Genomic DNA, 23,931 nt, shown 5'->3' with positions numbered 1-23,931 from the left:
ACAGCCGGGCGGTCAGGCCTCGAAGACCTCGTTGACCAGCTGCTGCTGCTCCGCCTGGTGGCGCTTGGCCGAGCCGACCGCCGGGGACGAGCCGTGCGGCCGCGAGATGCGGCGCAGGCGCTCGCCGTGCGGGATGTCGGCGCCGACCGCCAGGTCCAGGTGGTCGATCAGGTTGAGCGCGATGAACGGCCACGCACCCTGGTTCGCCGGCTCCTCCTGCGCCCAGAGGTACTTCGCGGCGTTCGGGTACTTCGCGATCTCGGCCTGGAGCTCGGCACCCGGCAGTGGGTACAGGCGCTCCAGGCGGATGATCGCGGTGTCCTTGATGCCGCGCTTCTGGCGCTCGGCGTCCAGGTCGTAGAAGACCTTGCCGGCGCAGAAGACGACCTTGCGGACGGCGGCCGGGTCGACCGACTCGTCGCCGATCACCGGGCGGAAGCCGCCGGTGGTGAACTCCTCCGCCTTCGACGCCGCCGCCTTCAGACGCAGCATCGACTTCGGGGTGAAGACGATGAGCGGCTTGTGGTGCGGGTTGTGGACCTGCCAGCGCAGCAGGTGGAAGTAGTTCGACGGCAGGGTCGGCATGGCGACCGTCATGTTGTCCTGCGCGCACATCTGGAGGAAGCGCTCCGGGCGGGCGGACGAGTGGTCCGGGCCCTGGCCCTCGTAACCGTGCGGCAGGAGCAGCGTGACGCCGGAGGTCTGGCCCCACTTCTGCTCGGCCGAGGAGATGAACTCGTCCACGACGGTCTGCGCGCCGTTGACGAAGTCACCGAACTGGGCCTCCCACATCACCAGCGTCTCCGGGCGGGCGAGGGAGTAGCCGTACTCGAAGCCCATCGCCGCGTACTCGCTAAGCAGCGAGTCGTAGACGTTGTAGCGGGCCTGGTCCTCGGAGAGGTAGAGCAGCGGCGTGTAGTCCTCGCCGGTCTCCTGGTCGACCAGGACGGCGTGCCGCTGGCCGAACGTACCGCGGCGGGTGTCCTGGCCGGACAGCCGGACGGGGGTGCCCTCCATCAGCAGCGAGCCGATGGCGAGCGTCTCGCCCATGCCCCAATCGATCGTGCCGTCCTCGACCGAGGCCGCGCGGCGCTGCATCTGCGGCAGCAGACGCGGGTGCACGGTGACCCCGTCGGGGATGTTGACCTGGGACTCCGCGATCCGCTTGACGATCTCCTGGGAGATCGCGGTGGTCACGGCTACCGGGAACTCGGGCAGAGCCTCCGGGACGTGGGCCGTGGCCGGGTGCGAGGTGGCCTCGCGGACCTCCGCGAAGACCTTCTCCAGCTGGCCCTGGAAGTCCTGGAGCGCCTGCTCGGCCTCTTCCAGCGTGATGTCACCGCGACCGATGAGCGACTCGGTGTAGAGCTTGCGCACCGAGCGCTTCTTGTCGATCAGGTTGTACATCTGCGGGTTGGTGAACTGCGGGTTGTCGCCCTCGTTGTGACCGCGGCGGCGGTAGCAGATGAGGTCGATCACGACGTCCTTGTTGAACGTCTGCCGGAACTCGAAGGCGAGCCGCGCGACGCGGACCACGGCCTCCGGGTCGTCACCGTTGACGTGGATGATCGGCGCCTCGATCATGCGGGCCACGTCGGTCGCGTACATCGACGAACGCGAGGACTCCGGGGCGGCGGTGAAGCCGACCTGGTTGTTGATGACGATGTGCACCGTGCCGCCGGTGCGGTAGCCGCGCAGCTGCGACATGTTGAGCGTCTCGGCGACGACACCCTGGCCGGCGAAGGCCGCGTCACCGTGCAGCGCGACGGGCAGGACCGTGAAGTCCGTACCGCCCTTGTTGATGATGTCCTGCTTGGCGCGGGCGACGCCCTCCAGGACCGGGTCGACCGCCTCCAGGTGGGAGGGGTTGGCGACGAGCGAGACCTTGATCTGCTCGCCGTCCAGGCCGGTGAAGGTGCCCTCGGCGCCCAGGTGGTACTTCACGTCGCCGGAGCCGTGCATCGACTTCGGGTCGAGGTTGCCCTCGAACTCCCGGAAGATCTGCGCGTACGACTTGCCGACGATGTTGGCCAGGACGTTCAGCCGGCCACGGTGGGCCATGCCGATGACGACCTCGTCGAGACGGGCCTCGGCGGCCGAGTCGATCACGGCGTCGAGCAGCGGGATGACGGACTCGCCGCCCTCCAGCGAGAAGCGCTTCTGGCCGACGTACTTCGTCTGCAGGAAGGTCTCGAACGCCTCGGCCGCGTTCAGCCGGCGCAGGATCCGCAGCTGCTCCTCGCGCTCCGGCTTGGCGTGCGGGCGCTCGACGCGGTCCTGGAGCCACTTGCGCTGCTTCGGGTCCTGGATGTGCATGAACTCGATGCCGGTGGTGCGGCAGTACGAGTCGCGCAGCACGCCCAGGATGTCGCGCAGCTTCATCAGCTGCTTGCCGGCGAAGCCGCCGACCGCGAACTCGCGCTCCAGGTCCCACAGGGTGAGGCCGTGCTCGATGAGGTCGAGGTCGGGGTGCTTGCGCTGCTTGTACTCCAGCGGGTCGGTGTCGGCCATGACATGGCCGCGGACCCGGTACGAGTGGATCAGCTCGAAGACGCGCGAGGCCTTGGCGACGTCGTCGTCGTGCGAGACGTCGATGTCGCGGAGCCAGCGGACCGGCTCGTACGGGATGCGCAGCGACTCGAAGATCTCGTCGAAGAAGCCGTTCTCGCCGAGGAGGAGCTGGTTCACGACGCGCAGGAACTCGCCGGAGGCGGCGCCCTGGATGACCCGGTGGTCGTACGTCGAGGTCAGCGTCATGACCTTGGAGATGCCCAGCTTGTTCAGGGTGTCCTGGGAGGTGCCCTGGAACTCGGCCGGGTAGTCCATCGCGCCGACACCCATGATGAGGCCCTGTCCGGGCATCAGGCGGGGCACGGAGTGGACGGTGCCGATGCCGCCGGGGTTGGTGAGCGAGGCGGTGACTCCGGTGAAGTCGTCCATGCCGAGCTTGCCGTTGCGGGCGCGGCGGACGATGTCCTCGTACGCCTGCCAGAACTCGAAGAAGTTGAGCGTCTCGGCCTTCTTGATCGCCGCGACGACCAGCTGGCGGTCACCGTTCGGCTTCACCAGGTCGATGGCGAGGCCGAGGTTGACGTGCGCCGGCTTGACCAGCGTCGGCTTGCCGTCCTTCTCCGCGAAGGAGTAGTTCATCGACGGCATGGCCTTGAGGGCCTGCACCATCGCGTAGCCGATGAGGTGGGTGAAGGAGACCTTCCCGCCCCGGGCGCGCTTGAGGTGGTTGTTGATGACGATGCGGTTGTCGAAGAGCAGCTTCACCGGGACCGCGCGGACGGACGTGGCCGTCGGCAGCTCCAGCGAGGCGTTCATATTCTTCGCCACGGCCGCGGACGGGCCGCGCAGCGTCACGAGCTCCGGGCCCTCGGGGGCTTCCTTCGCCTCCTTGGCCGCGGCGGGTGCGGGTGCCGCCTTCGCGGCCGGCTCCGCCTTGGCCGTCGCGCCGGCCTGCTGTGCGGCGGCCGGTGCGGGGGCGGGCTTGGCGGCGGGGGCGGCCTTGGCCGGGGCCGGAGCGGCTGGGGCCTGGGCGGCGGGCGCGGGAGCCGCGGGCGCCTGTGCAGGGGCCGGGGCGGCGGCCGGGGCCGCAGGGGCCTGGGCCTGAGCCGGGGCGGCCTGAGCCGGGGCGGCCTGAGGCGCGGGGGACGCAGCCCCCGCGGCTGCGGCCTCGTCCGTGGGCTTCACCGCGGCCGGGGCGCCGGCCGCGCCCGGCTTGTAGTCGGCGAAGAAGTCCCACCAGGCGCGGTCGACCGAATTCGGGTCCTGGAGGTACTGCTGGTAGATCTCGTCGACGAGCCACTCATTGGGACCGAACGCGGCGGCAGGGTTCTTCCCCTGCCCGTCTTGGTCGGTCGAGATGCTCGAGTTACTGGGGGACTGTGGCGACACGGCGGTAACCGCCCTCTTCCGCTTCACAAGGTGATGGACAGCGGGAATAAAGGCTACGCCTCCCTGGCCGGGAGATGCAGACCGGGCGGGCGATCCGTCGTGCAAGTCACATCAAACCCCGGGTTTCACCGTCGGAAATGGCGGGAAACAAGCGGGGTTCCGGTGCGGATCGGGTACGCGCCGCCGTGGGTGCGGCCCCGCGGCTCGCACCCCTGACTGATCTCCTCGAACCCTACGTCAACGCTGCGTCGGGATGATTCCCGGAAGAGTGACCTGGATCCGGCAGCCACGGGACGATTCGGCCACCCCTATGCGCCCGCCGTGCAGATCGACCGCCCAGCGCGCGATCGCGAGCCCCAGGCCCGTACCGCCGTCTCCGCCGGACGCGCTGCCGCGGTTGAAGCGCTCGAAGACCCGGTGCCACTCCGACTCCGGGATGCCCGGACCCTCGTCCAGTACCTCCAGGTCCAGGCTCTCCGGCTGGGGGCCGCGCCGGGCGCGGACGGTGACCCGGCCGTGCGGCGGGCTGTGCTTGACCGCGTTGTCGATCAGATTCGCCACCACCTGGTGCAGCCGCTCGGCGTCGGCGTGGGCCGTCAGTTCGGGCGGTGAGACATCGAGGTGGAGGTGTACGTCCTTGCGCGTGTGGCTGCCGGAGCCGGAGGTGAGACCGCGCTGGGCGGCCACCAGGTTCGCTTCCTTCAGGACGCCCGACAGATAGGGCCACACCTCGAAGCGGCGGGCCTTCAGCGGGACGACCCCGTTGTCGAGCCGGGAGAGGTCGAGCAGCGTCTCCACCAGCCGGCCGAGGCGCTCGGTCTGCTTCAGCGCGGTCCGCATGGTCTCCGGGTCGGCGGCCGAGACCCCGTCCACGACGTTCTCCAGTACGGCCCGCAGCCCCGCGATGGGCGTCCGCAGCTCGTGCGAGACATTGGCGACCAGCTCCTTGCGGTGCCGGTCCACCGCCTCCAGGTCGTCCGCCATGCGGTTGATCGTGTCGGCCAGGTCGCCGAGTTCGTCCCGCCGGCCTGCGCCGCGCACCCGCCGGGTGTAGTCGCCGTGCGATATCGACCGGGCCACGGTCGTCATCTCGTCCAGCGGGGCGGTCAGGCTGTGCGCGACGAACTGGGTGATCAGCATCGAGGCGATCACCGAGAAGACGGTGATGAAGCGCAGCTCCGTCTCGGTCCGCAGCGCCACCAGCAGCAGACCGGTCGTGATGAAGACCGAGACGACGACCAGGGTGCCCAGCTTGGTCTTGATCGAGAAGGGGCGCAGCCCCGCGCCGGGCCGGCGGGTCATGGTGCCGGTGTCTCCAGGGCGTACCCGACGCCGTGGACGGTACGGATCCGCTCGGCCCCGATCTTGCGCCGCAGGGCCTTGATGTGGCTGTCGACGGTCCTGGTCCCCGAGGCGTCCGCCCAGTCCCACACCTCGGCCAGCAGCTGCTCGCGCGACAGCACCGCGCGGGGCGTGTTCGCCAGGCAGACCAGCAGGTCGAACTCGGTCGGGGTCAGGTGCACGTCCTCGGCGCGGACCCGGACCCGCCGCTGGGCGTGGTCGATCTCCAGCTCGCCGAGGCGCAGTATGCCGCTGCGCGGGGTGTGCGCGGCCTGCGTCGCGCGCTCCACGCGGCGCAGCAGGACGTGCACCCGCGCCGCGAGCTCGCGCATCGAGAACGGCTTGGTCATGTAGTCGTCCGCGCCGACCCCGAGCCCGACCAGCATGTCGGTCTCGTCGTCACGTGCTGTGAGCATCAGTACCGGCACCGGCCGCTGCGCCTGGACGCGACGGCAGACCTCCAGGCCGTCGAATCCCGGCAGCATGATGTCCAGTACGAGCAGGTCGGGCAGCCAGGCCTCCGCCGTCTCCACGGCGGCGGGACCGTCGGTGGCGGTCTGCACCTGGAACCCCTCGGCGCGCAGTCGCGCGGCGATGGCGTCGACGATCGTCGGGTCGTCCTCGACGACCAGTACCCGGCGCTGGGCACCGGGGGTGGCGGGTACGCCGTTGTGCGTGGTGTGCGTCTGTTCCATCGCCCCGCCCCTGGGAGTGCCTGCCAAAGATCCGCGTACAGGGGAGCAGCGTAAAGGCAGTCGGGCGCTCTCGGCTACGCAGGGCGATGTGCGAGGTGGATGACGTCGGGGACGCCTCGGGCAACCTGCACCTCTTCGGTTCGTACCCCGCTGAATCCGGCATTCCGCAATGACTCTTCGAAACCGTCCGACGGCTGGGCCGACCAGACGGCGAGGACTCCGCCGGGCCTCAGACGCGCCCGGCAGGCCGCCAGTCCGGCCGGGGCGTAGAGGCTGCCGTTGTCCTCGGTGACCGTCCAGTCCGGGCCGTTGTCGATGTCGAGACAGAGGGCGTCGTACACGTCCGAAGCGGTACGAACGTACGCAACGAGGTCCGTGTGCAGGATCACGGTCCGCGGATCGCGCAGCGCGTCGCGGGAGATGGCGCCCAGCGGCCCCTCGCGGTGCCAGTCGATGACCGCCTGCTCGCGCTCGGCCACCGCGATCCGGCCCCAGCCGGGGTTGGCCGCGGCGCGGGCGAGCGAGAACCCGACACCGAGCCCGCCGATGAGGACGGAGGCGCCGCGCCGCCGGCCCAGCGCCTCGAACGCGGCGTCGACCAGCAGCCGTTCGGATCGGCCGTCCGAAGTGTCCATCAGGAAGCACCCGTTGGCGATGATCTCGTACCGCTTACCGCGCTGTCGCAGGACCACCTCGCCGTACGGCCCGTCACGTCGGTCGAGGACGACCGGTTCGGGTGCGCCGGTATCGGCGGTGTACGGCGAGAGCACGGCGGTACCTCCAACTGGCAGTCCATCCGGGACGACGACACATCCTCGCAAGAGCCGCCCGGCGATGCCGCGCATTGTCGACGCCCTGTGTAGAGCGCGCCGCCGCTGACGGCCGTACAGAAGCACCGGGTTGAGGCTCACAGGGCAGGCACCTTCCGCGGGTCGCACGCGCCGCGCGTGGCGAAGTAGCGGCCCAGCCAGGCGCGGCGCTCCTCGTCGCCCATGGCCGTCAGGCGCGGCAGCAGCTTGGGCGTGCCGAAGGCGTCGGTGTGCCACGGAACCGCAGCGAGCCATTCGCGTACCGCCGAGTCGAGCTCTCTCAGCCGTTCGGCGCCGGCATCGTCGCAGTCCCGCCACGTCAGCGCGGCGGCCGCCTCCCACGCGTACTGCTGAGGATCGGTCAGGCGCCCGCGCAGCACGGACTGCCCCAGCGGCATCAGCATCGGCAACTGAACCTCGTCCGGCTTCGGTTCACCGGCGCGATCCTCGAACCGGACCGGGACGCCCTCGACCCCCTGCAGCCGGCTGGTGATGCCGGACAGGGCCTGGGAGACCTGGGGCAGCAGCTTCGCCCGAGTGCTGTTCACACAGACCTGCGGGAAGGAGTCGTCACAGACCTGACGGTCCAGGGCCGGGTCCCAGCGCCACATGCCGTCGCCCGACTGCACGATGGCGACGGCCGCGGCGGTGGCGACGGCCAGGGGCAGCAGCGCGGTGATCCGCCGGCGGGCGGCGTACGCGAGCAGGGCCGCCGCGCCCAGGCCGCCCGTCCACAGCATCATGGCCGGGGCCTGCCACCAGACCGGGAGCTGCCCGCCGGTGTACGCCGCCTCGGCCGGGCTCAGCCAGCGTACGTTCCAGGAGGTGTAGCCCGGGGCGCCCAGGGCGACGTACGCGAAGGCGCTGAGCGCGGGAGCGGTCAGCCGCCAGGGGACGAGCCGTCCGACGACGTACCCCACGATCACGGCCGCCGCGAGGAACACCAGATCGGTCGCCATCCTGGAGGGCAGCGGATGACCGGTGCTGGTGTAGGGCCAGGTCGCGAGGAGGGGGGCCACCGCCGCGAGCGCGTACCCGGCCGCGACACACAGCACGAGCGGGCTCACGGCGACGAGGCACTGGGCGAGGGACGCACGGGCTGCGGACGCCCGGAGTTCGGCGGTGCCGCGACGCCGTTCCCGGCCACCGTGCCAGCAGCCGCAGGCGACCGCCAGCGGGCCGCCGATCAGGGCGGTCGCCGCGTGGAGCATGGCCTGCGTCTCGCCCCAGCTGCCCTGCCACCGGCCCGCCTTGGCGAAGAGCGCGACCAGGAGCATGGCGGCCATGGCGAGACCGGCCCACGGGGCCAGGCTCCGGCGCAGCTCGGCGCGGAAGGGGTGGCCGGTTCGGGCGAGCCGGGCGGGGGGAGTCGCGGACGCGGCGGCCTCGGGGACGTCCGGAGACTGCGTGGCCGTCATCTGGCCGCCTCCATGCGATGCGCGCGCAGCGCGGCGGTGTACCCGCGCTCGATCGGGTTGTCGCCCAGGCCTGGGCTGCCCTCGCCGCCCTCGCCGATGGCGGCGAGCTCCCGGGGCGTGCCCCGGTACGCGACCCGGCCCGACTCCAGGAGCGTCACGTCCGTGCAGGCCGTCGCCACGTCCTCCACCAGATGGGTGGATACGACCACCGTGGCATCGGTGCCCAACTCCCGGAGCAGCGCTCTGAACTCGACCCGCTGCTCCGGATCGAGACCAGCGGTCGGTTCGTCGAGCAGCAGGACGTCCGGGTCGTTGACGATCGCCTGCGCGATACCCAGCCGCCGTACCATCCCGCCCGACAGCGACCTCACCTTCGCGTCGATACGGTCGGCGAGCCCCACCCGCCGCACCACGCGCTCCACCGCTTCCGGTGTCCCCGCGGCAGGCATCTCCTTCAGCCACGCGACGTACGCGACGAACTCGCGCACCGTGAACCCCGGGTAGTACCCGAACTCCTGCGGCAGATAGCCCAGCCTGCGCCGCACTTCGGAGCGCTCCCGGTGCCCGGAGACATCGCTGCCGAGCAGCTCCACCCGTCCCGACGACGCCCGCGCGACCGTCGCCAGCACCCGGATCAGCGACGTCTTGCCCGCGCCGTTCGGCCCGAGCAGCCCGTGCACGCCGGTGCCGAAGCCCAGGTCGACGGCGTCCAGTGCGCTGGTCCCGCGGTGCCGGACCGTCAGCCCGGTCACCCGTACCCGTTGCGTACTCACACTCTCTCCAGAGGGTCGAACGTCAGGAAGTCGAAGGAATGGCGGCGCACGGCGAGCAGCCCCGCGCACACCACCGCGGCGGCCGCCCAAGCGCCCTGTGCCGCCGCGCCCGACAGATAAGGCGCGAGGTCCGCCACCAGGCCGGGCGACGGCGTCGCCGCGGCAGGCATCACGACGGCGAGCGTCCAGCCGCTGCCGACGGCCGCGGCCGCCGTACGGCAGCCGACGAACGAGCCGAGGGCCAGCGCGGCCAGCGTCAGGGCGAGCCCGGGAAGCAGCCACGCCGCCGCCCCCGGCACCCCCGCTGCCGCCGGGACGACGGCGCCCGCGGCCGTCAGCAGCGGCACGCTCACCGCGAGGACCGCGGCCGCCCGGGTCAGCAGGAGCCGCAGGCCGCCCGACGGGGTGGCGGCGCTGATCTCGTACATCGGGTCGGTGTGCCTGCCGTACGAGAGGGCCACCCCGGCGAGCGGCAGCACCGGAGCCACCGCGAGCAGCAGCGGCCGCGCCCCCGCGAACCCCGCGCCGTACGCCAGCCCGACCGCCCCCGCGGCCACCAGCACCACCGCCACCAGCCAGGCCCCCCGCAACGCCGGCCCGGCGGCCCACAGCAGTCGCCCCGGCCGCAGTCGCCCCGGCAGCGGCACGGGTGGCGTCCGCTCCGGCAGCGACGGCACCAGCGACGCGGCCGGGGCCACCGCGGAAAGCACCGCCGCCCGTACGTCGTCCAGCCGCGGTCCCGCCCCACCCGACCGGACGGCAGCCGACACCCGGGCGGCGCAACTCCCACACACCTCCACGTGCTTCTCCAGCGACCACGCGTCCGTCTCCGTCGCGGACCCCGCCGCGTACCGGGCGGCCAACGCGGCGCTCACGTGCCAGGTCGTCGTCATGCCGTGCCTCCCAACGGTTCGTTCCGCACGGCCAGCTGCTCCAGGGCCGCGCGCAGCTCACGGCGGGCCCGCACGGCCCGGGACTTGACCGTGCCCTCCGGCAGGCCGAGGAGGCGGGCCGCCTCACGGGTCGTCAGGCCGTCGACCACCGTGGCCCGCAGCACTTCCCGCAGTTCGGGCGAGATCCGGTCGAGGGCCGCACCCACCTCGCCGTACTCCAGCCCGGCCAGCACCCGTTCCTCCGCGGACGGCGCGGTCGCCGCCGGTTCGTACTCCGCGCGCTCCGCCCGCACCGCGCGTTCGGTACGGGCCCGCGCCCGCTGCGCGTCGACCAGCCGCCGCGCCGCGATCACCCACAGCCAGCCACCCGCCTCTTCGCCGTGGTGCGACCCGGCCGAGCGCCATGCCGTCACGAACGTGTCCTGGAGGACCTCCCGTACGGTCTCGTCATCTCCGCACCGCCGCGTCAGCCTTGCGTGCAGCCAGCCGGCGTGCCGGTCGTAGAGCGTGGCCAGCGCGCTCGTGTCGCCCTGGGCGACGGCGCGCAGCAGGGCGCCGTCGTCCCGGTCTCCCCCCGTGGGGCGCATCAGTCTCACGCTTCTCTATCGCGCGGCGGGCCGGTATTGGTTCACCGGCCGCGTTCGCGTCCCGTGGGGGCGTCCTACGGCAGCGGGACTGCCGCAAGGACCTTGCGGAGGGCGGGCGGTGGCGTGGGGTCGCTCGTCACGACCTCGTAGCCCTCGTACCGGATGGCGTAGACGAAGGCGTCCGGCACCGGCTGTCCCGTCGAGACGCGGGGCAGATGCGGGATGTCCGCCTCCTTCAGGGCCGTACGGAGCGCGCGCAGTTCGGCGGGCGTCAGCCGGCCCGCGTCGGCGCTCTTGCCGCCGGTCAGCGTCGTGTAGCTGCCGTCGTCGTTGACCAGCACGCTTTCGTGCCGCCCTGCGATGCCGCCGGTCACGGTCACGGTGACCAGGCGCTCGTCCTCGGACGGGGTGGCCGACGGCTCGGGGGTGGCGGAGGCCGTCGCCGGCTCCGGTGCGGGCGACGAGGCCGCCGGCAGGTCCGGCGTCGCCTGTGCCGGTGTCCCGCCTCCGCCCGCGGTGCAGCCCGCCAGCAGCAGGGCCGCCGCGGCCGGCAGCCCGGTCGTCCACCCGGTCCGTCTCATGCGGTGAGCATGCCGGATCGCGCGTGTGTACGGGAGATGGCGGGGGTGATCGCTCAGAGCGAACGGCGGTGAGGGAACATCCCGGCGCGCACAAGCATTGAGTCCGTACAGCTCAACTTCACTGCCGAAGGGAAGATCATGGCTTCGACGTCCGCATCACTCACCCTCCCCGTGCTGCCGCTCGACGACGAGGTCGTGCTGCCCGGCATGGTCGTGCCTCTGGATCTCTCCGACAACGAGGTACGGGCCGCGGTCGAGGCCGCGCAAGCCGCGGCCCGCGCCGGAGGTAAACCCAAGGTGCTGCTGGTGCCCCGTGTCGACGGGACGTACGCCGCGACCGGCGTGCTCGGCACCGTCGAGCAGGTCGGCCGACTGTCCGACGGCGACCCCGGGGCCCTGATCCGGGGCCGCAGCCGCGTGAAGGTCGGGGCGGGGACGACCGGTCCCGGCGCGGCCCTGTGGATCGAGGGCACCCCGGTGGACGAGTCCGTCCCCGATCCGCAGCCCGGGTCGGTCGCCGAACTCGTCAAGGAGTACAAGGCACTCGCCACCAGCTGGCTGAAGAAGCGCGGCGCGTGGCAGGTCGTGGACCGCGTGCAGCAGATCGACGGCGTTTCCGCCCTCGCCGACAACTCCGGCTACTCGCCCTTCCTGACGCTGGAGCAGAAGGTCGAACTGCTGGAGACCGCCGACCCGGTGGCCCGGCTCAAGCTCGCCGTCAAGTGGCTGAGCGAGCACCTCGCCGAACAGGAGGTCGCCGAGTCCATCGCCAAGGACGTACAGGACGGCGTGGACAAGCAGCAGCGCGAGTTCCTGCTACGCCGGCAGCTGGAGGCCGTACGCAAGGAACTCGCCGAGCTGAACGGCGACCCGGAGGACGAGACCGACGACTACCGGGCCCGGGTCGAGGCCGCCGACCTGCCCGAGAAGATCCGCGAGGCCGCGCTCAAGGAGGTCGAGAAGCTGGAGCGGTCCAGCGACCAGAGCCCCGAGGGCAGCTGGATCCGGACCTGGCTCGACACGGTCCTCGAACTCCCCTGGAACGAGCGGACCGAGGACGAGTACGACATCCAGGGCGCCAAGGGCATCCTGGACGCCGAGCACGCGGGCCTGCAGGACGTGAAGGAGCGGATCACCGAGTACCTGGCGGTGCGCAAGCGGCGGGCCGACCGGGGACTGGGCGTGGTGGGCGGCCGGCGCGGCGGCGCGGTGCTCGCGTTGGTGGGTCCGCCGGGCGTGGGGAAGACGTCGCTCGGCGAGTCCGTGGCGCACGCGATGGGACGCAAGTTCGTACGGGTGGCGCTCGGCGGCGTCCGTGACGAGGCGGAGATCCGCGGGCACCGGCGTACGTACGTCGGCGCGCTGCCGGGCCGTATCGTCCGCGCCATCAAGGAGGCCGGCTCGATGAACCCGGTCGTGCTGCTCGACGAGATCGACAAGGTCGGATCGGACTTCCGCGGCGACCCGGCGGCGGCGCTGCTGGAGGTGCTGGACCCGGCGCAGAACCACACCTTCCGGGACCACTACCTGGAGGTCGAACTCGACCTGAGCGATGTCGTCTTCCTGGCCACGGCGAACGTCCTGGAGGCCATTCCGGAGGCGCTGCTCGACCGGATGGAACTGGTCCGGCTGGACGGCTACACGGAGGACGAGAAGGTCGTCATCGCCCGCGACCACCTGCTGCCGAGGCAGCTGGAGCGCGCGGGACTGGAGCCGGGCGAGGTGGTGCTGGAGGACTCCGCACTGCGCAGGCTGGCCGGTGAGTACACCCGGGAGGCGGGTGTACGGAACCTGGAGCGCGCCGTGGCCCGCCTGCTGCGGAAGGTGGCGGCGCAGCACGAACTGGGTGAGCAGGAACTGCCGTTCACCGTCGGCGCGGAGCAGCTGCGCAAGCTGATCGGCCGGCCGCACCATGTGCCGGAGTCGGCGCAGGACCCGGCGGAGCGCCGCACGGCGGTGCCCGGGGTGGCCACCGGCCTCGCCGTCACCGGCGCGGGCGGGGACGTCCTCTACGTCGAGGCGTCGCTGGCGGACCCGGAGACGGGCGCGGCCGGTCTGACCCTCACCGGTCAGCTCGGTGACGTCATGAAGGAGTCGGCGCAGATCGCGCTCTCGTTCCTGCGCTCGCACGGCGCGGAGCTGGAACTGCCCGTCGCCGACCTCAAGGACCGGGGCGTGCACATCCACTTCCCGGCCGGCGCGGTCCCGAAGGACGGGCCGAGCGCGGGCGTCACGATGACGACGGCGCTGGCCTCGCTGCTGTCCGGGCGGCAGGTGCGGACGGATGTGGCGATGACGGGTGAGGTGTCACTGACGGGCCGGGTGCTGCCGATCGGCGGCGTGAAGCAGAAGCTGCTGGCCGCGCATCGGGCGGGCATCACGACGGTCGTGATCCCGAAGCGGAACGAACCGGACCTGGACGATGTGCCGGCCGAGATCCTGGACCGGCTGGAGGTCCACCCGGTGACGGATGTCCGCCAGGTCCTGGACCTCGCCCTGTCCCATGCGGAGCGGGAGCGGGAGGTCCCGGCGGCGGCGTAGGGGCGGGGCGCGGGTCTGGCGGGGTGACGGTGCCCGGGGGCGGGAAGTGCACCAAACCCGGGGCCGCCCGGTTTGTGAGTATGGCGGGCCGCCCGGGGGTGCGTTGTGCGGCGAAACCCGGGGCCGCCCGGTTTGTGAGTATGGCGGGCCGGGTCGGACCGTCAAGGGCGCTCCCTTCGGTCGCGTCGCTGCGCGATGGCCTTCGGCCCCCCTTGACCGTCCGCCCCGTCCCGCTGGTGCAGATGAGTGTCGGGCGGCCCCGGGGAGCGGGGCCCCACCTGAGCCCCGGGAGTGGCCGCGCTTTCGTCGGTGACCTCAGCCCGTCCGATGGGGCAAGACACGCACCGGGTTCGGGGGTTGCGGGCCCCGGCTCGGCGGCCGACGGCCGTCTGTTGAGCCGAGACGACGCCCAATCCGAGGTGAGACGAGACCAAGCGGCCGAGGGGGCCCGCAAGTAGGCCATAAACCCCGGCAAATCGGACAGGATTGAGGCTCGGTGGACTCCTCATGGCGCCTGATGTCGCCACACCTCGGCCAGACCGGCCTGACGGCCGCACAGCCGGGGCCAAGCCCCTCCCGGCCTGCCGCACGCGACACCCACCCACCACCCGACAGCCGCCGAGCCCAGGCCGGGCCCATCCCGAGGCGACTGCGCGCCACCACCACCCGGCGGTCGCTTGGCCGGGGCCGGGCCCATCCCGGACCTGTCGCGCCGTCTGCCCCCACCGGCCTGCGGCCGCTGAGCTGGTCGGGCCCATACCGAGGCGACCGCGCACCACCCACCATCCGACAGCCGCTAAGCCGGGGCCAGCCCCCTCCCGGGCCGATTGCGCATCACCCACCATCTGGCGGCCGCTGAGCCGGGGCCGGGCCCACCCCGGAGAGACCGCGCCCCGCAACCACTCACCGGCCTGCGGCCGGGGGCGGGCCCGGGCCAACCGATCAGCAGTCCCGGGGCCCGGCTCCGGGGGCCGCCCCCTCAACAAGCAGTAGCGGTGGAGGGACGGGAGTCCAGGGTGGCCGTAGGCCATCGCGCAGCGACGCGACGAAGGAGCGCCCTTGACGCCCGGCCTGGAGCCGCCATCATCACCGGTCGGGCGGCCCCCCACCCGAACCACCCGCCCCTGGGCACGGATCTCCCCACCCGCCCACCCGCCCACCGGCCCGCGGCCGCTTGGCCGGGGCCGGCCGTCCCCGAGGCGACTGCGCGCCGCCCACCGGCCCGCGGCCCGCTTGGCCGGGGCTGGGCCCATCTCGGGCCTGCCGCGCCCCCTAACCACCCACCACCCACCACCCCCCGGCCCGCGGCCGCTGAGCCGGGGCCGGGCTCGTCCCGGGGCGGCGCTCCCGCGTGCGGATGCCGCCGCTCACCGCGCACCGTGCCGCGCCGTCGTGGGGCGGCTGCCGCTGCGAAATACTGTGCCGTCGGGAAAACAGGGGGAAGCAGGGGGAACCGGAAGGAATGGGAGCAGCTGTGCATGGACCCGGAGACCAGGAGTTCCTCGCGCTGGAGCGGGAGCTGTCTGTCTTCCTCCGGCGTGCCCGCGCATCCTCGGGCGAGATGGCCCGCGAGGTCCATCCCGAGCTGGAGCCCGCCGCGTACGGCCTGCTCGTACGCCTGGAGGAGACCGGCCGTCAGCGGGCCACCGAGCTCGCCGCCTACTTCGGCGTCGGCAAGGCGACCATGAGCCGGCAGCTGCGCGCGCTGGAGGATCTCGGCCTGGTGACGCGCGAGCAGGACCCCGCGGACGGCCGCGCGTTCCTGGTCCGGCTCACCGACGAAGGGCGCGCGCGCTTCCTTCGCGTACGGGACGCGCGGCGCAGCCGGTACATGCGCAAGCTGGCCGGCTGGGACCGCCGCGAGGTGGCCGAACTGGCCCGGCTGCTGAACCAGCTCAACAAGCGCGCCGAGGCGTGAGACCCACCCACCCCCCGCCTACAGCCCCACCCACCCTCCGCCTACAGCTCCGCGTACACCACCGACGCGTCGTCGTGCCGCTTCCACCGCCCGACGGCCCGTCCGCCCGTGTCCGCCTCCTCCAGCGCCCGTACCCGGCCGATCAGGCCGGACGGGCCCTCCTTGCGCAGGACCGCCAGGCAGTCCGCCCAGTCGCCCTCCCCGAAGACGTCCGTCCAGCAGCTCGCGCCGTCGGTCAGCGCCGCGACCGTGCGGACCTCCGTACGCGGCGACACGCCGGTCACCGCGAGCTGCGCCACCGCGGGGTCCGCGGCCGCGGTGAAGAAGCCGCCCTCCGCGTTGCGCAGCGCGTCGATCGCCGCCAGTGAGCGGCGCGTCTCCCGCGGGATACGGCTCAGCCGGTCGTCCGCGATCGCGGTCACCCCGCCGTCCGGCGCCTCCAGCAGCAGGACGCAGTCGCAGAGGACCAGATGCTCGACCCGCTCGGCGTCCCAGCGCGCCACGGCGACGGTTGCCTGAGGCGTACGTACGTGAGAAAGGTCACACGTGTCGCGATGGGCGTCGGCGGTGCGCCTGATTGCCTCCGCGAGGATCTCCCGCAAGGTCAGCTCCCGCCGCGAACCGGACAGTTCGACCAATGCGCCGCCGAGCCGCGCGGTGAACCAGGGCACGTCGTGCACACAGCCGGCGTCGCCCTGTGGAGGTGTCACACCGTCCAGCGCGACCAGCACGCCACCCCGGCCCGAGGCTGGTAGGGCCGCTGATACCCAGTCCTCGTTGGGGCGAGCGGGGTCGCCGGGGACCGAGGCGAGTTCGATGCGCATACGGCAAGTCTGCACGAGCTCTGCATGAGCTCTTCACGACATCGGCCGGACCAAGGTCAATTGGCCCATACCAGCAGGTCAGGCCCGCCTGCGGCTGGAATCAGCCACTCCGGGAAGCTGTGGGCGCGCATCCTGCCAAAGCCCGCCGCGAAGTTTCAACCGGCGTGCCGCACCATCCCCACATCGACCCCTCGATACGGAAGGGGCCGAGTTGTTTGCCAACTCCTGAGTGATGTTCACTCGTTCGGGTGGCCAGGCGGGCGATGCTCGCCCCCCTCCCAAACACACTGGAATGGTCGGAAGCCGTACCGAGGATGTACGAGGGGTGGGGGCGCTTACTTGTTGACCGGCCGTCACCTCGGCCTCACGAGTAGACGAGTCAAGATTGCGAGCACCGGTGCAGAACAAGCGGTCTCGGGGCAACAGCCAAGGCACGGCGGGCACAACGGGCACGGCCGGCACGGCGGGATCCGAGCGCACCGTACGGGTGCGCAGCCGGCTGATCATCGCCGTCGCCGCGGTCGGCATCACCGTCCTCGCGGCAGGCGCCCCCTCCATCGTCACCGCCTCCGCAGAGCTGAACGAGTCGCAGCGGCTGGTCACTCTCGCCCAGCAGAGCCGCCAGACCGTCACCCTCGCGCACTCCCTCGCCGATGAACGGGACGAGGTCGCCGTCTTCATCGCCGCCGGCCGCGGCGGCAGCGCCGCAGACGCAGAAGGCACCGCAGACGCCGAAGGCGCCGAAGGCACCGAGTCGGACGCGGACGACAAGCGGCGGCCGCCCAAGGTCTCCGAGGAGCGCACGGCCCGCGTCGACCGCCAGATCGCCGAGATCACCCCGGACGCCCCCGCCGACCTCCGCCGCGACCTGGAGCGGATCGCCACCGTCCGCGCGGCGGCCCTCACCGGCAAGGGCTCGGCCATCGACGCCCACCAGGCGTACTCCGAGGTCATCGGCGAACTCCTCGGCCTCGCCGGACAGCTCGCCGAGAAGACGCCGCCGCGCGCCGGCGAAGCCCTCGGCACCGCGCGTGCGCTGGTCCCCCTCGGCCAGGCCGTCGAGCAGTCCTCCGCCACCCGCGGGCTGACCCTCGGTGCGCTGGCCGTGCCCCGCGGGGAGGACCCGGAGCCGCAGTACAACCCGGTCACCGGACGCTGGGAGACCGCCGAGAACACCGCCGGGGACGGCGACCGGGACGCGCTCACCGCCATCGCGCAGCAGTCGCGCGTACGCGAACAGGCGGCCCTCGCCGACTTCCGGCGCACCGCCCGGCCCGACGCCCGTGACTCGCTGGCCTCCACCGTCACCGGTCCCGAGGTCAAGACCGCCGAGGACTACCTCGGCCGCCTGACCGACCAGCCGACCCTGTCCAAGAGCGAGCGCAAGCTCGACCGGGAGCGCGTCGACGCCGCGCTCTCCGCCCGGATCGACCGGATGCGCAGCGTCGAGTCGTCCCTCGCCTCCGACCGGGCCGATGCCCTCGCGCAGCTGCGCGACGACGACGTCACCGCCCTGGAGATCCGCATCGGCTTCCTCGCGGTGTGCCTGCTGATCGCCCTGGGTGTCGCCATGGCCGTCGCCCGTACGCTGACCCGCCCGCTGGCGGTCCTGCGGATCGGCGCGGCCCGCCTCGCGGCCTCGGAGTCGCCCGCAACGGAGGAACCGGTCCGGTTCACCGGCCGCAACGACGAGTTCGCCGCGGTCGTACGGTCGATCAACACGCTCCAGGAGCAGACCGCGCAGGTGCACGAGCGCGCCACGCGGCTCGACGCGGACCGTACGAAGCTGATCGCCCGCAACGAGAAGCTGGCCACCGAGCGCAGCGCGCTCACCGAGCAGCTGGCCGAGCTGCGGACCGGCCTCGAACAGCAGCGCCGCACACTGACCACCACCTCCGTCAGCCTCTCGCTGCGCACCCTCGGACTGGTCGAGCGTCAGCTCACGGTCATCGAGCAGCTCGAAGCCCGCGAGCAGGACCCGGATCAGCTCGCCACGCTCTTCAAGCTGGACCACTTCGCCACGGTCATGCGCCGCCACAGCGAGAACCTGCTGGTCCTCGCGGGCGCGGAACACGGCCAGGGCCACCCCGGTCCGGTGCCGCTCGTGGACGTCATGCGCGCCGCCGTCAGCGAGATCGAGCGGTACGAGCGGATCGACATCCAGTCCCTGCCGCCGCACGCCCGGATCGCGGGCCACGCGGCCGACGACATCAGCCACCTCGTCGCCGAACTGCTGGAGAACGCGACGATGTTCTCCCCGCCGGACGCCCGGGTGCAGCTCTCCGGCTGGCTGCTGGAGAGCGGCGAGGTCATGCTCTCCGTCCAGGACGAGGGCATAGGAGTGACCGCCGGCCGTATCGAGGAGCTGAACGAGCGCCTCGCGAACCCCGAGGCGTACGAGACCGAGAGCGGCTCCGAGAGCATCATGGGGCTGGGTCTTTACGTCGTGGCGCGGCTGGCCGCGCGGCACGGGGTACGGGCCGAACTGCGCGCCCAGAAGCAGGGCGGCGGCACGGCGGCGGTCGTGGTCGTACCGACGTCCCTGCTGCCCGCCACGCCGCTGTCCGAGCCGGCGCACACGCCCGCGGTGCCGGGTGCGCCCGCGCTGAACCTGCCGGGGTCGGTCGCGGAGGCCAACTCCAACGCGCTGCCCGGCCGTTCCGCGCTGCTGACGGGTCAGGACCCGCTGGTCGCGCTGGCGGAGCGTACGGTCCGGGAGGCGGACGCGGAGCCCGCGCACGAGCGGGCCGCCGAGGCGGAGCCGGCCGTGGCGGCCGGCGAGGCCGCGGCGGTGCGGCCGCCGGCCGAACCGGAGGCTCCGGCGCCCACCGGCGCACCGGCGCCGCCCGCACCCGCCACCGAGGCGCCCGGCGACGCGGCCGCACCCGCACCCGCCCCCGTGCCCACCGGCGAGCAGGAGCCCGCCGCCCCGCACATGCCGGCACCCGCAGCCCCGTACGCACCGGCACCCGCCGCCCCGCACGTACCGGCACCCGCCGCCGAGGCCCAGCCCACCGACGTGCCCGAGCCCCACGCCGAGGCCCGGCCCGTCGACGTGCCCTCGCCCGCCGGGGCCGCCGAGCAGCAGCCTCAGTGGGAGCGCATCACCGACAAGGGGCTGCCCAAGCGCACGCCCAAGGTCGTCTCGCCCGGCGGCGCACCCGCCCCGGAGCGCACCGGCAAGGTCGACGCGGAGCAGCTGCGCCGCCGGCTGGGTGGCTTCCACCAGGGAGCCAAGGACGGCAGGCGCGACGTCGAGACCGAGATCGCCGCACGGACCGAGGACGAGGGGGACACCGTCGAGGAGGCACGCACGTGACCGCGTCCAGTACGTACGGACTGAGCAGCCAGGCCCGCAATCTGCAATGGCTGCTGACCAATCTCGTCGAGGAGGTGCCGGGCCTGCTCTCCGTGGCGGTCGTGTCGTCCGACGGGCTGATGCTTCTCTCCTCCGACCCGGGGCAGACCGGCGCCCGCCAGGAGGGCCGGGAAGGCCCCAAGGGAGCGAGCGCGGACCTCGCCACGATCGTCTCCGGCATCGGCAGCCTCACCGCCGGTGCCGCGAAGCTGATGGACGCCGGCGGCGTGAAGCAGAGCATGGTCACCATGGAACTCGGCAGCGTCTTCGTCATGTCGATCAGCGACGGCTCGCTGCTCGGCGTTCACGCCACCCCGGACTGCGACATGAGCGTCGTGGCGTACCACATGGCGCTGTTCGTCGGCCGCGCCGGCCACGTCCTCACCCCCGAACTCCGCAGTGAACTGCGCAAATCCATGGAGAGCGCCCAGTGACGCCCGCCAAATCAGCCGCCCAGCTACCCGTCCGCGGTGGTGAGAGGCGTACCGCCCGGGTACGCCCGTACTCGCTCACCGGCGGCCGCACCCGCTTCGGACACGTTCTGCTCGTCGAGACGTTCGTCGCCGCGCTCGAAGCGCCCGAGGAGCGGCGCGAGCTGACGAACGGCGGCCCCGGCCCGCGTGGCGTGATGCCGGAGATGCAGGCCATCGTCGAGATCTGTCGCCGGATGCGTACGGTGGCCGAGATCTCGGCGCTGCTGAAGATGCCGCTCGGCGTGGTGCGGGTACTGCTCAGCGACCTCGCCGACCAGGGAAAGATCCGCGTGTACGGGACAGGACACGGCGCAGGCCGGCCCGAGCGCGCGCTGCTCGAAAGGGTGCTGAGTGGACTCCGCCGTCTCTGAGAGGCACGTCGCCGACACGGCCACCGAAACCGGCACCGGCAGCACCGGCACCGACACCACCGGCACCGGCGCCACCACCGATGCCGAACAGGGTGCGCAGGCCTGGCAGACGGACCGCACCCGGGCCCCGATAGCCACCAAGGTCGTCGTCGCCGGCGGCTTCGGCGTGGGCAAGACGACCTTCGTGGGTTCCGTTTCGGAGATCACCCCGCTGCAGACCGAGGCGGTGATGACCGAGGCCAGCGAGGACACCGACGATCTGACCGCTACCCCGGACAAGGTCACGACCACCGTCGCGATGGACTTCGGCCGGATCACGCTCGACGACGACCTCGTGCTGTACGTCTTCGGTACACCGGGCCAGCAGCGCTTCTGGTTCATGTGGGACGACCTGGTGCGCGGTGCGATCGGCGCCGTCGTGATGGCCGACACCCGCCGGCTGCCCGACTGCTTCCCCGCGCTGGACTACTTCGAGAGCTGCGGACTGCCGTACGTCGTCGCGGTCAACCAGTTCGAGGGGACACCCGTGTACGAGGCCGAGGACGTCCGGGAGGCCCTGACGGTCCCGCCGCACGTGCCTGTTGTGATCATGGATGCGCGCCGCCGGGTCACGGTCGTCGAATCGCTGCTCGCGCTCGTCGGCCACGCGCTGGACGTGACCCCGGAATAGCCGCCACGGCACAGTGCCCACGGCAGCCCCGGCACGCAGCAGTCCGGCACGCAGCAGCACCCGCACCCGCTCGTACGTACTCAGACACCCGTAGAGAGAAGAACCTCGCCATGCGGAAGATACTCATCGTCGGAGCCGGTCAGTCCGGTCTCCAGCTCGCCCTCGGACTCCAGTCGCAGGGGTACGAGGTCACCTTGATGTCCAACCGCACGGCGGACGAGATCCGGACCGGCCGGGTCATGTCCACGCAGTGCATGTTCCACACGGCGCTCCAGCACGAGCGGGACCAGAAGATCAACTTCTGGGAGAGCCAGGCCCCGCGCATCGAGGGCCTCGGCGTCTCGGTCGCGGGCCCCGACTCCTCCCGCGTCATCGACTGGGTCGGCAAACTGGACGGATACGCCCAGTCCGTCGACCAGCGGGTGAAGATGGCCGGCTGGATGGACACCTTCGCGCAGCGCGGCGGCCAGCTCGTCATCCACGGCGCGGCCGTCTCGGACCTCGACTTCTTCTCCCGCACCTACGACCTGGTCATGGTCTCGGCGGGCAAGGGCGAGCTGGTCTCGATGTTCGGCCGGGACGCGTCCCGCTCGCCGTACGACACCCCGCAGCGCGCGCTGGCAGTCGCGTACGTGCACGGCCTCGGCCCGCGCCCCGAGCACCCCGAGTACGACGCGGTGCGCTGCAACCTGGTGCCGGGCGTCGGCGAGCTGTTCGTCATGCCGACCCTCACCACCTCCGGCCGTGCGGACATCCTCTTCTGGGAGGGCATCCCGGACGGGCCGCTCGACGTCTTCCGCGGCGTCAAGGACCCGGCCGAGCACCTGTCCCTCACCCTGGAGCTGATGGAGAAGTTCACGCCCTGGGAGTACGCGCGCGCCACCAAGGTCGAACTGACCGACGCGGGCGGCACCCTGGCGGGCCGCTACGCGCCGACCGTACGCAACCCCATCGGCCGGCTGCCCGGCGGCGGGCTGGTGCTGGGTGTCGCGGACGTGGTCGTCGCCAACGACCCGATCACCGGGCAGGGCTCCAACTCGGCGTCCAAGTGCGCGGCGTCGTACCTCGCCTCGATCACCGAGCGCGGCGACCAGCCGTTCGACGAGACCTGGATGCAGTCCACGTTCGACCGCTACTGGCAGACGGCGCAGCACGTCACCAAGTGGACGAACGCGATGCTCGGCGTCCCGCCGGAGCACGTGCTGAACATCCTCGGCGCGGCCGGCCAGCTGCAGCCCGTCGCCGACCGTTTCGCCAACGGCTTCAACGACCCGGCGGACTTCGAGAACTTCTTCTACGACCCGGCGCTGGCCAACGCCTACCTGGCCGAGGTGTCCGGAGCCCCGGCCGCGGAGTAGCCCGCGTCCGAGTATCCCGTGTCCGGCCCCGCCGTCGCGTCCCGCGGAAGCGGCGGTGGGGTGTACGAGGCCAGGGCCGCCGCGCCCGGGTCCGGGCGGACCGCGCCCAGCACGGGGTTGGCGGCGATCGGCGAGACCTTGACCTGGGTGCCGGGGCGCGGGGCCTGGACGACCCGGCCGTGGCCCAGGTAGATCGCGACATGGGTGGCCTTGGGGAAGTAGATCACCAGGTCGCCCGGGCGCAGTGACCGCAGCGGCACCTTCGGGAGCCGCTTCCACTGCTCCTGGCTGGTCCGCGGGATGGTGCGGCCCGCGTGCGCCCAGGCCTGCGAGGTGAGACCGGAGCAGTCGAAGGAGCCGGGCCCCTCCGCGCCCCAGACGTACGGCTTGCCGATCTGGCGTACGGCGTACTTGACGGCCCTGCCGCCGCGCGCCGACGGCGCGCGGACGCCGGCCAGCTCGCCCGTGCCGAGCAGCTTCTCCTGGGCCCGGTCGGTCCCCTCCTGCTCCAGCCGGGCCAGCTCGGCGAGCTGGCCGTCGCTCAGCGAGGCGAGCTTCTCCTCGACCTCCGCCAGCCGTGCCCGCACCTCGTCCCGCTGCTTCTTCTGCCGCGTGGCCAGGACCTGCTGGGCGGCGAGTGCCTGGCGTGCCTTGGTGGCCAGCTCGTCGGCGCGCTTCTCGTGGCCGGTCAGCCGGGCCAGGGTCGTCGCCCGGTCGGCGACCTGGCGCCGGAGCAGGTGGCGCTGGTCGAGGGCGCCCTGCGGGTCCTGGGAGAGCAGCAGCCGCAGGTACGAGGAGTAGCCGGTCCGGCCCTGGTACTGCGCACGCGCCAGCTGCCCGGCCTCACCGCGGCTGTCGGTCAGGGCGAGGCGCGCCCGGGCGAGCGCGGCGCTCAGCTTCCGGGCCTCGGCCTGGCGCTGTTCGAGGGCTTCCGCCGTCCCGTTGTACGTCTCGGTGGCCTCCTCGGCCTTGCGGTACAGCTCCTGAAGTTGCGTCAGCAGGGTGTGGAGAGAGTCCTCCTCCCCGGCGTCCTCGGAGACCGGGCTACCGGACGCGGATGGGGACGGGGCGGTCGGATCGGCCCCGGCGGACGTCGCCGGCCCGCCCGTCGCCACCGCGGCCGCCACCACCGCCGTACACACCGAGCGCAGGAGTCTTCCTGACACGCGATCACCTCCGTGGGAGGGATCGTGGCACGGTCCGCGCGGCCAGGGCGGCACCGGCGGGTGAAGCGGCGTACAGGACTCACTCGACCGGCGTCACACCGGCGTGGGGGCTAGGCCCTGTCCGGCGGATCATGGCCGGGGCCACGACGTCTGGCACGGCACCTCGCCGCGTTGCCGGAATGCCCGAATAGCTCCGCTATTAGGGCACTCCGGCGCCTTGCGATGCAGCTCCGCATCCAAGGGCCTGGAAAAGAG

General features: G+C 72.4%; 18 protein-coding genes. 7 read left to right on the top strand and 11 right to left on the bottom strand.

The window, feature by feature from the left end; genetic code table 11:
• Window positions 1-12: 12 nt before the first annotated feature.
• The 9 genes from ACWV17_RS31135 to ACWV17_RS31095 form a co-directional block, all read right to left on the bottom strand.
• Complete coding sequence (locus ACWV17_RS31135) at window positions 13-3,900, bottom strand: multifunctional oxoglutarate decarboxylase/oxoglutarate dehydrogenase thiamine pyrophosphate-binding subunit/dihydrolipoyllysine-residue succinyltransferase subunit (protein WP_455362298.1); 3,888 nt, start codon at window positions 3,898-3,900, stop codon at window positions 13-15.
• A gap of 237 nt (window positions 3,901-4,137) precedes the next feature.
• Window positions 4,138-5,202, bottom strand: coding sequence for an ATP-binding protein (locus ACWV17_RS31130; RefSeq protein ID WP_455354067.1), 1,065 nt, complete (start codon window positions 5,200-5,202; stop codon window positions 4,138-4,140).
• Complete coding sequence (locus ACWV17_RS31125) at window positions 5,199-5,936, bottom strand: response regulator transcription factor (RefSeq protein WP_455354068.1); 738 nt, start codon at window positions 5,934-5,936, stop codon at window positions 5,199-5,201. Before ACWV17_RS31125 ends, ACWV17_RS31130 begins: the two co-directional genes overlap by 4 nt.
• A gap of 74 nt (window positions 5,937-6,010) precedes the next feature.
• Window positions 6,011-6,706 carry a spermidine synthase gene (locus tag ACWV17_RS31120; protein WP_455362297.1) on the bottom strand — a complete coding sequence of 232 codons (696 nt, stop codon included), beginning with the start codon at window positions 6,704-6,706 and terminating at the stop codon, window positions 6,011-6,013.
• A gap of 137 nt (window positions 6,707-6,843) precedes the next feature.
• Complete coding sequence (locus ACWV17_RS31115) at window positions 6,844-8,163, bottom strand: hypothetical protein (RefSeq protein WP_455362296.1); 1,320 nt, start codon at window positions 8,161-8,163, stop codon at window positions 6,844-6,846.
• Window positions 8,160-8,936, bottom strand: a complete 777-nt coding sequence (locus tag ACWV17_RS31110) for an ABC transporter ATP-binding protein (protein ID WP_455362295.1) — start codon at window positions 8,934-8,936, stop codon at window positions 8,160-8,162. The genes ACWV17_RS31115 and ACWV17_RS31110 overlap by 4 nt, the downstream gene beginning before the upstream one ends.
• Complete coding sequence (locus ACWV17_RS31105) at window positions 8,933-9,829, bottom strand: zf-HC2 domain-containing protein (protein ID WP_455362294.1); 897 nt, start codon at window positions 9,827-9,829, stop codon at window positions 8,933-8,935. The genes ACWV17_RS31110 and ACWV17_RS31105 overlap by 4 nt, the downstream gene beginning before the upstream one ends.
• Window positions 9,826-10,416 (bottom strand): RNA polymerase sigma factor, encoded by a 591-nt coding sequence (locus ACWV17_RS31100; protein WP_455354072.1) that lies wholly within the window; start codon window positions 10,414-10,416, stop codon window positions 9,826-9,828. Before ACWV17_RS31100 ends, ACWV17_RS31105 begins: the two co-directional genes overlap by 4 nt.
• A 74-nt stretch (window positions 10,417-10,490) precedes the next feature.
• Complete coding sequence (locus tag ACWV17_RS31095; RefSeq protein ID WP_455362293.1) at window positions 10,491-10,997, bottom strand: hypothetical protein; 507 nt, start codon at window positions 10,995-10,997, stop codon at window positions 10,491-10,493.
• A 138-nt stretch (window positions 10,998-11,135) separates the two neighbouring features.
• On the opposite strand from ACWV17_RS31095, the gene lon reads away from it, so the two are divergent.
• Together lon and ACWV17_RS31085 are read left to right on the top strand one after the other, a co-directional pair.
• Window positions 11,136-13,538: an endopeptidase La gene (gene lon / locus ACWV17_RS31090; protein ID WP_455362292.1), complete on the top strand. Its 2,403-nt coding sequence runs from the start codon at window positions 11,136-11,138 to the stop codon at window positions 13,536-13,538.
• Between the two features lie 1,462 nt (window positions 13,539-15,000).
• Complete coding sequence (locus tag ACWV17_RS31085) at window positions 15,001-15,456, top strand: MarR family winged helix-turn-helix transcriptional regulator (protein WP_455354075.1); 456 nt, start codon at window positions 15,001-15,003, stop codon at window positions 15,454-15,456.
• Window positions 15,457-15,497: 41 nt separating this feature from the next.
• Here ACWV17_RS31085 and ACWV17_RS31080 read toward each other — a convergent pair whose 3' ends face one another.
• Complete coding sequence (locus ACWV17_RS31080; RefSeq protein WP_455362291.1) at window positions 15,498-16,280, bottom strand: hypothetical protein; 783 nt, start codon at window positions 16,278-16,280, stop codon at window positions 15,498-15,500.
• Between the two features lie 397 nt (window positions 16,281-16,677).
• Here ACWV17_RS31080 and ACWV17_RS31075 point away from each other — a divergent pair, with 397 nt between their 5' ends.
• From ACWV17_RS31075 to ACWV17_RS31055, 5 genes are all read left to right on the top strand, one after another.
• Window positions 16,678-19,599, top strand: a complete 2,922-nt coding sequence (locus ACWV17_RS31075) for a nitrate- and nitrite sensing domain-containing protein (RefSeq protein ID WP_455362305.1) — start codon at window positions 16,678-16,680, stop codon at window positions 19,597-19,599.
• On the top strand, window positions 19,596-20,072 hold the full coding sequence (locus ACWV17_RS31070) for a roadblock/LC7 domain-containing protein (RefSeq protein WP_455354078.1): 477 nt from the start codon (window positions 19,596-19,598) through the stop codon (window positions 20,070-20,072). Before ACWV17_RS31075 ends, ACWV17_RS31070 begins: the two co-directional genes overlap by 4 nt.
• Window positions 20,069-20,482 (top strand): DUF742 domain-containing protein, encoded by a 414-nt coding sequence (locus ACWV17_RS31065; protein ID WP_455362290.1) that lies wholly within the window; start codon window positions 20,069-20,071, stop codon window positions 20,480-20,482. Before ACWV17_RS31070 ends, ACWV17_RS31065 begins: the two co-directional genes overlap by 4 nt.
• 130 nt (window positions 20,483-20,612) lie before the next feature.
• The gene (locus ACWV17_RS31060; protein WP_455354212.1) at window positions 20,613-21,152 is read left to right on the top strand and encodes a GTP-binding protein; all 540 of its coding nucleotides are present in this window, start codon (window positions 20,613-20,615) and stop codon (window positions 21,150-21,152) included.
• 110 nt (window positions 21,153-21,262) lie between these two features.
• Window positions 21,263-22,510 (top strand): styrene monooxygenase/indole monooxygenase family protein, encoded by a 1,248-nt coding sequence (locus ACWV17_RS31055; protein ID WP_455362289.1) that lies wholly within the window; start codon window positions 21,263-21,265, stop codon window positions 22,508-22,510.
• Here ACWV17_RS31055 and ACWV17_RS31050 read toward each other — a convergent pair.
• Entirely contained in the window at window positions 22,471-23,676 is a 1,206-nt protein-coding gene (locus ACWV17_RS31050) for an NlpC/P60 family protein (protein WP_455362288.1), read from the bottom strand. The genes ACWV17_RS31055 and ACWV17_RS31050 overlap by 40 nt on opposite strands.
• Between the last annotated feature and the right edge of the window lie 255 nt (window positions 23,677-23,931).

The organism is Streptomyces mabaensis (genome assembly GCF_053763515.1).
Note: the sequence above shows the minus strand (reverse complement) of the source record. Positions and strands in the feature narration are given on the sequence as shown.

Coding starts and splice junctions, on each gene's coding strand:
- ACWV17_RS31095 (WP_455362293.1), bottom strand. CDS start 10,997: ATGAGACGGACCGGGTGGACGACCGGGCTGCCGGCCGCGGCGGCCCTG.
- ACWV17_RS31105 (WP_455362294.1), bottom strand. CDS start 9,829: ATGACGACGACCTGGCACGTGAGCGCCGCGTTGGCCGCCCGGTACGCG.
- ACWV17_RS31130 (WP_455354067.1), bottom strand. CDS start 5,202: ATGACCCGCCGGCCCGGCGCGGGGCTGCGCCCCTTCTCGATCAAGACC.
- ACWV17_RS31080 (WP_455362291.1), bottom strand. CDS start 16,280: ATGCGCATCGAACTCGCCTCGGTCCCCGGCGACCCCGCTCGCCCCAAC.
- ACWV17_RS31055 (WP_455362289.1), top strand. CDS start 21,263: ATGCGGAAGATACTCATCGTCGGAGCCGGTCAGTCCGGTCTCCAGCTC.
- ACWV17_RS31100 (WP_455354072.1), bottom strand. CDS start 10,416: ATGCGCCCCACGGGGGGAGACCGGGACGACGGCGCCCTGCTGCGCGCC.
- ACWV17_RS31115 (WP_455362296.1), bottom strand. CDS start 8,163: ATGACGGCCACGCAGTCTCCGGACGTCCCCGAGGCCGCCGCGTCCGCG.
- lon (WP_455362292.1), top strand. CDS start 11,136: ATGGCTTCGACGTCCGCATCACTCACCCTCCCCGTGCTGCCGCTCGAC.
- ACWV17_RS31085 (WP_455354075.1), top strand. CDS start 15,001: ATGGGAGCAGCTGTGCATGGACCCGGAGACCAGGAGTTCCTCGCGCTG.
- ACWV17_RS31125 (WP_455354068.1), bottom strand. CDS start 5,936: ATGGAACAGACGCACACCACGCACAACGGCGTACCCGCCACCCCCGGT.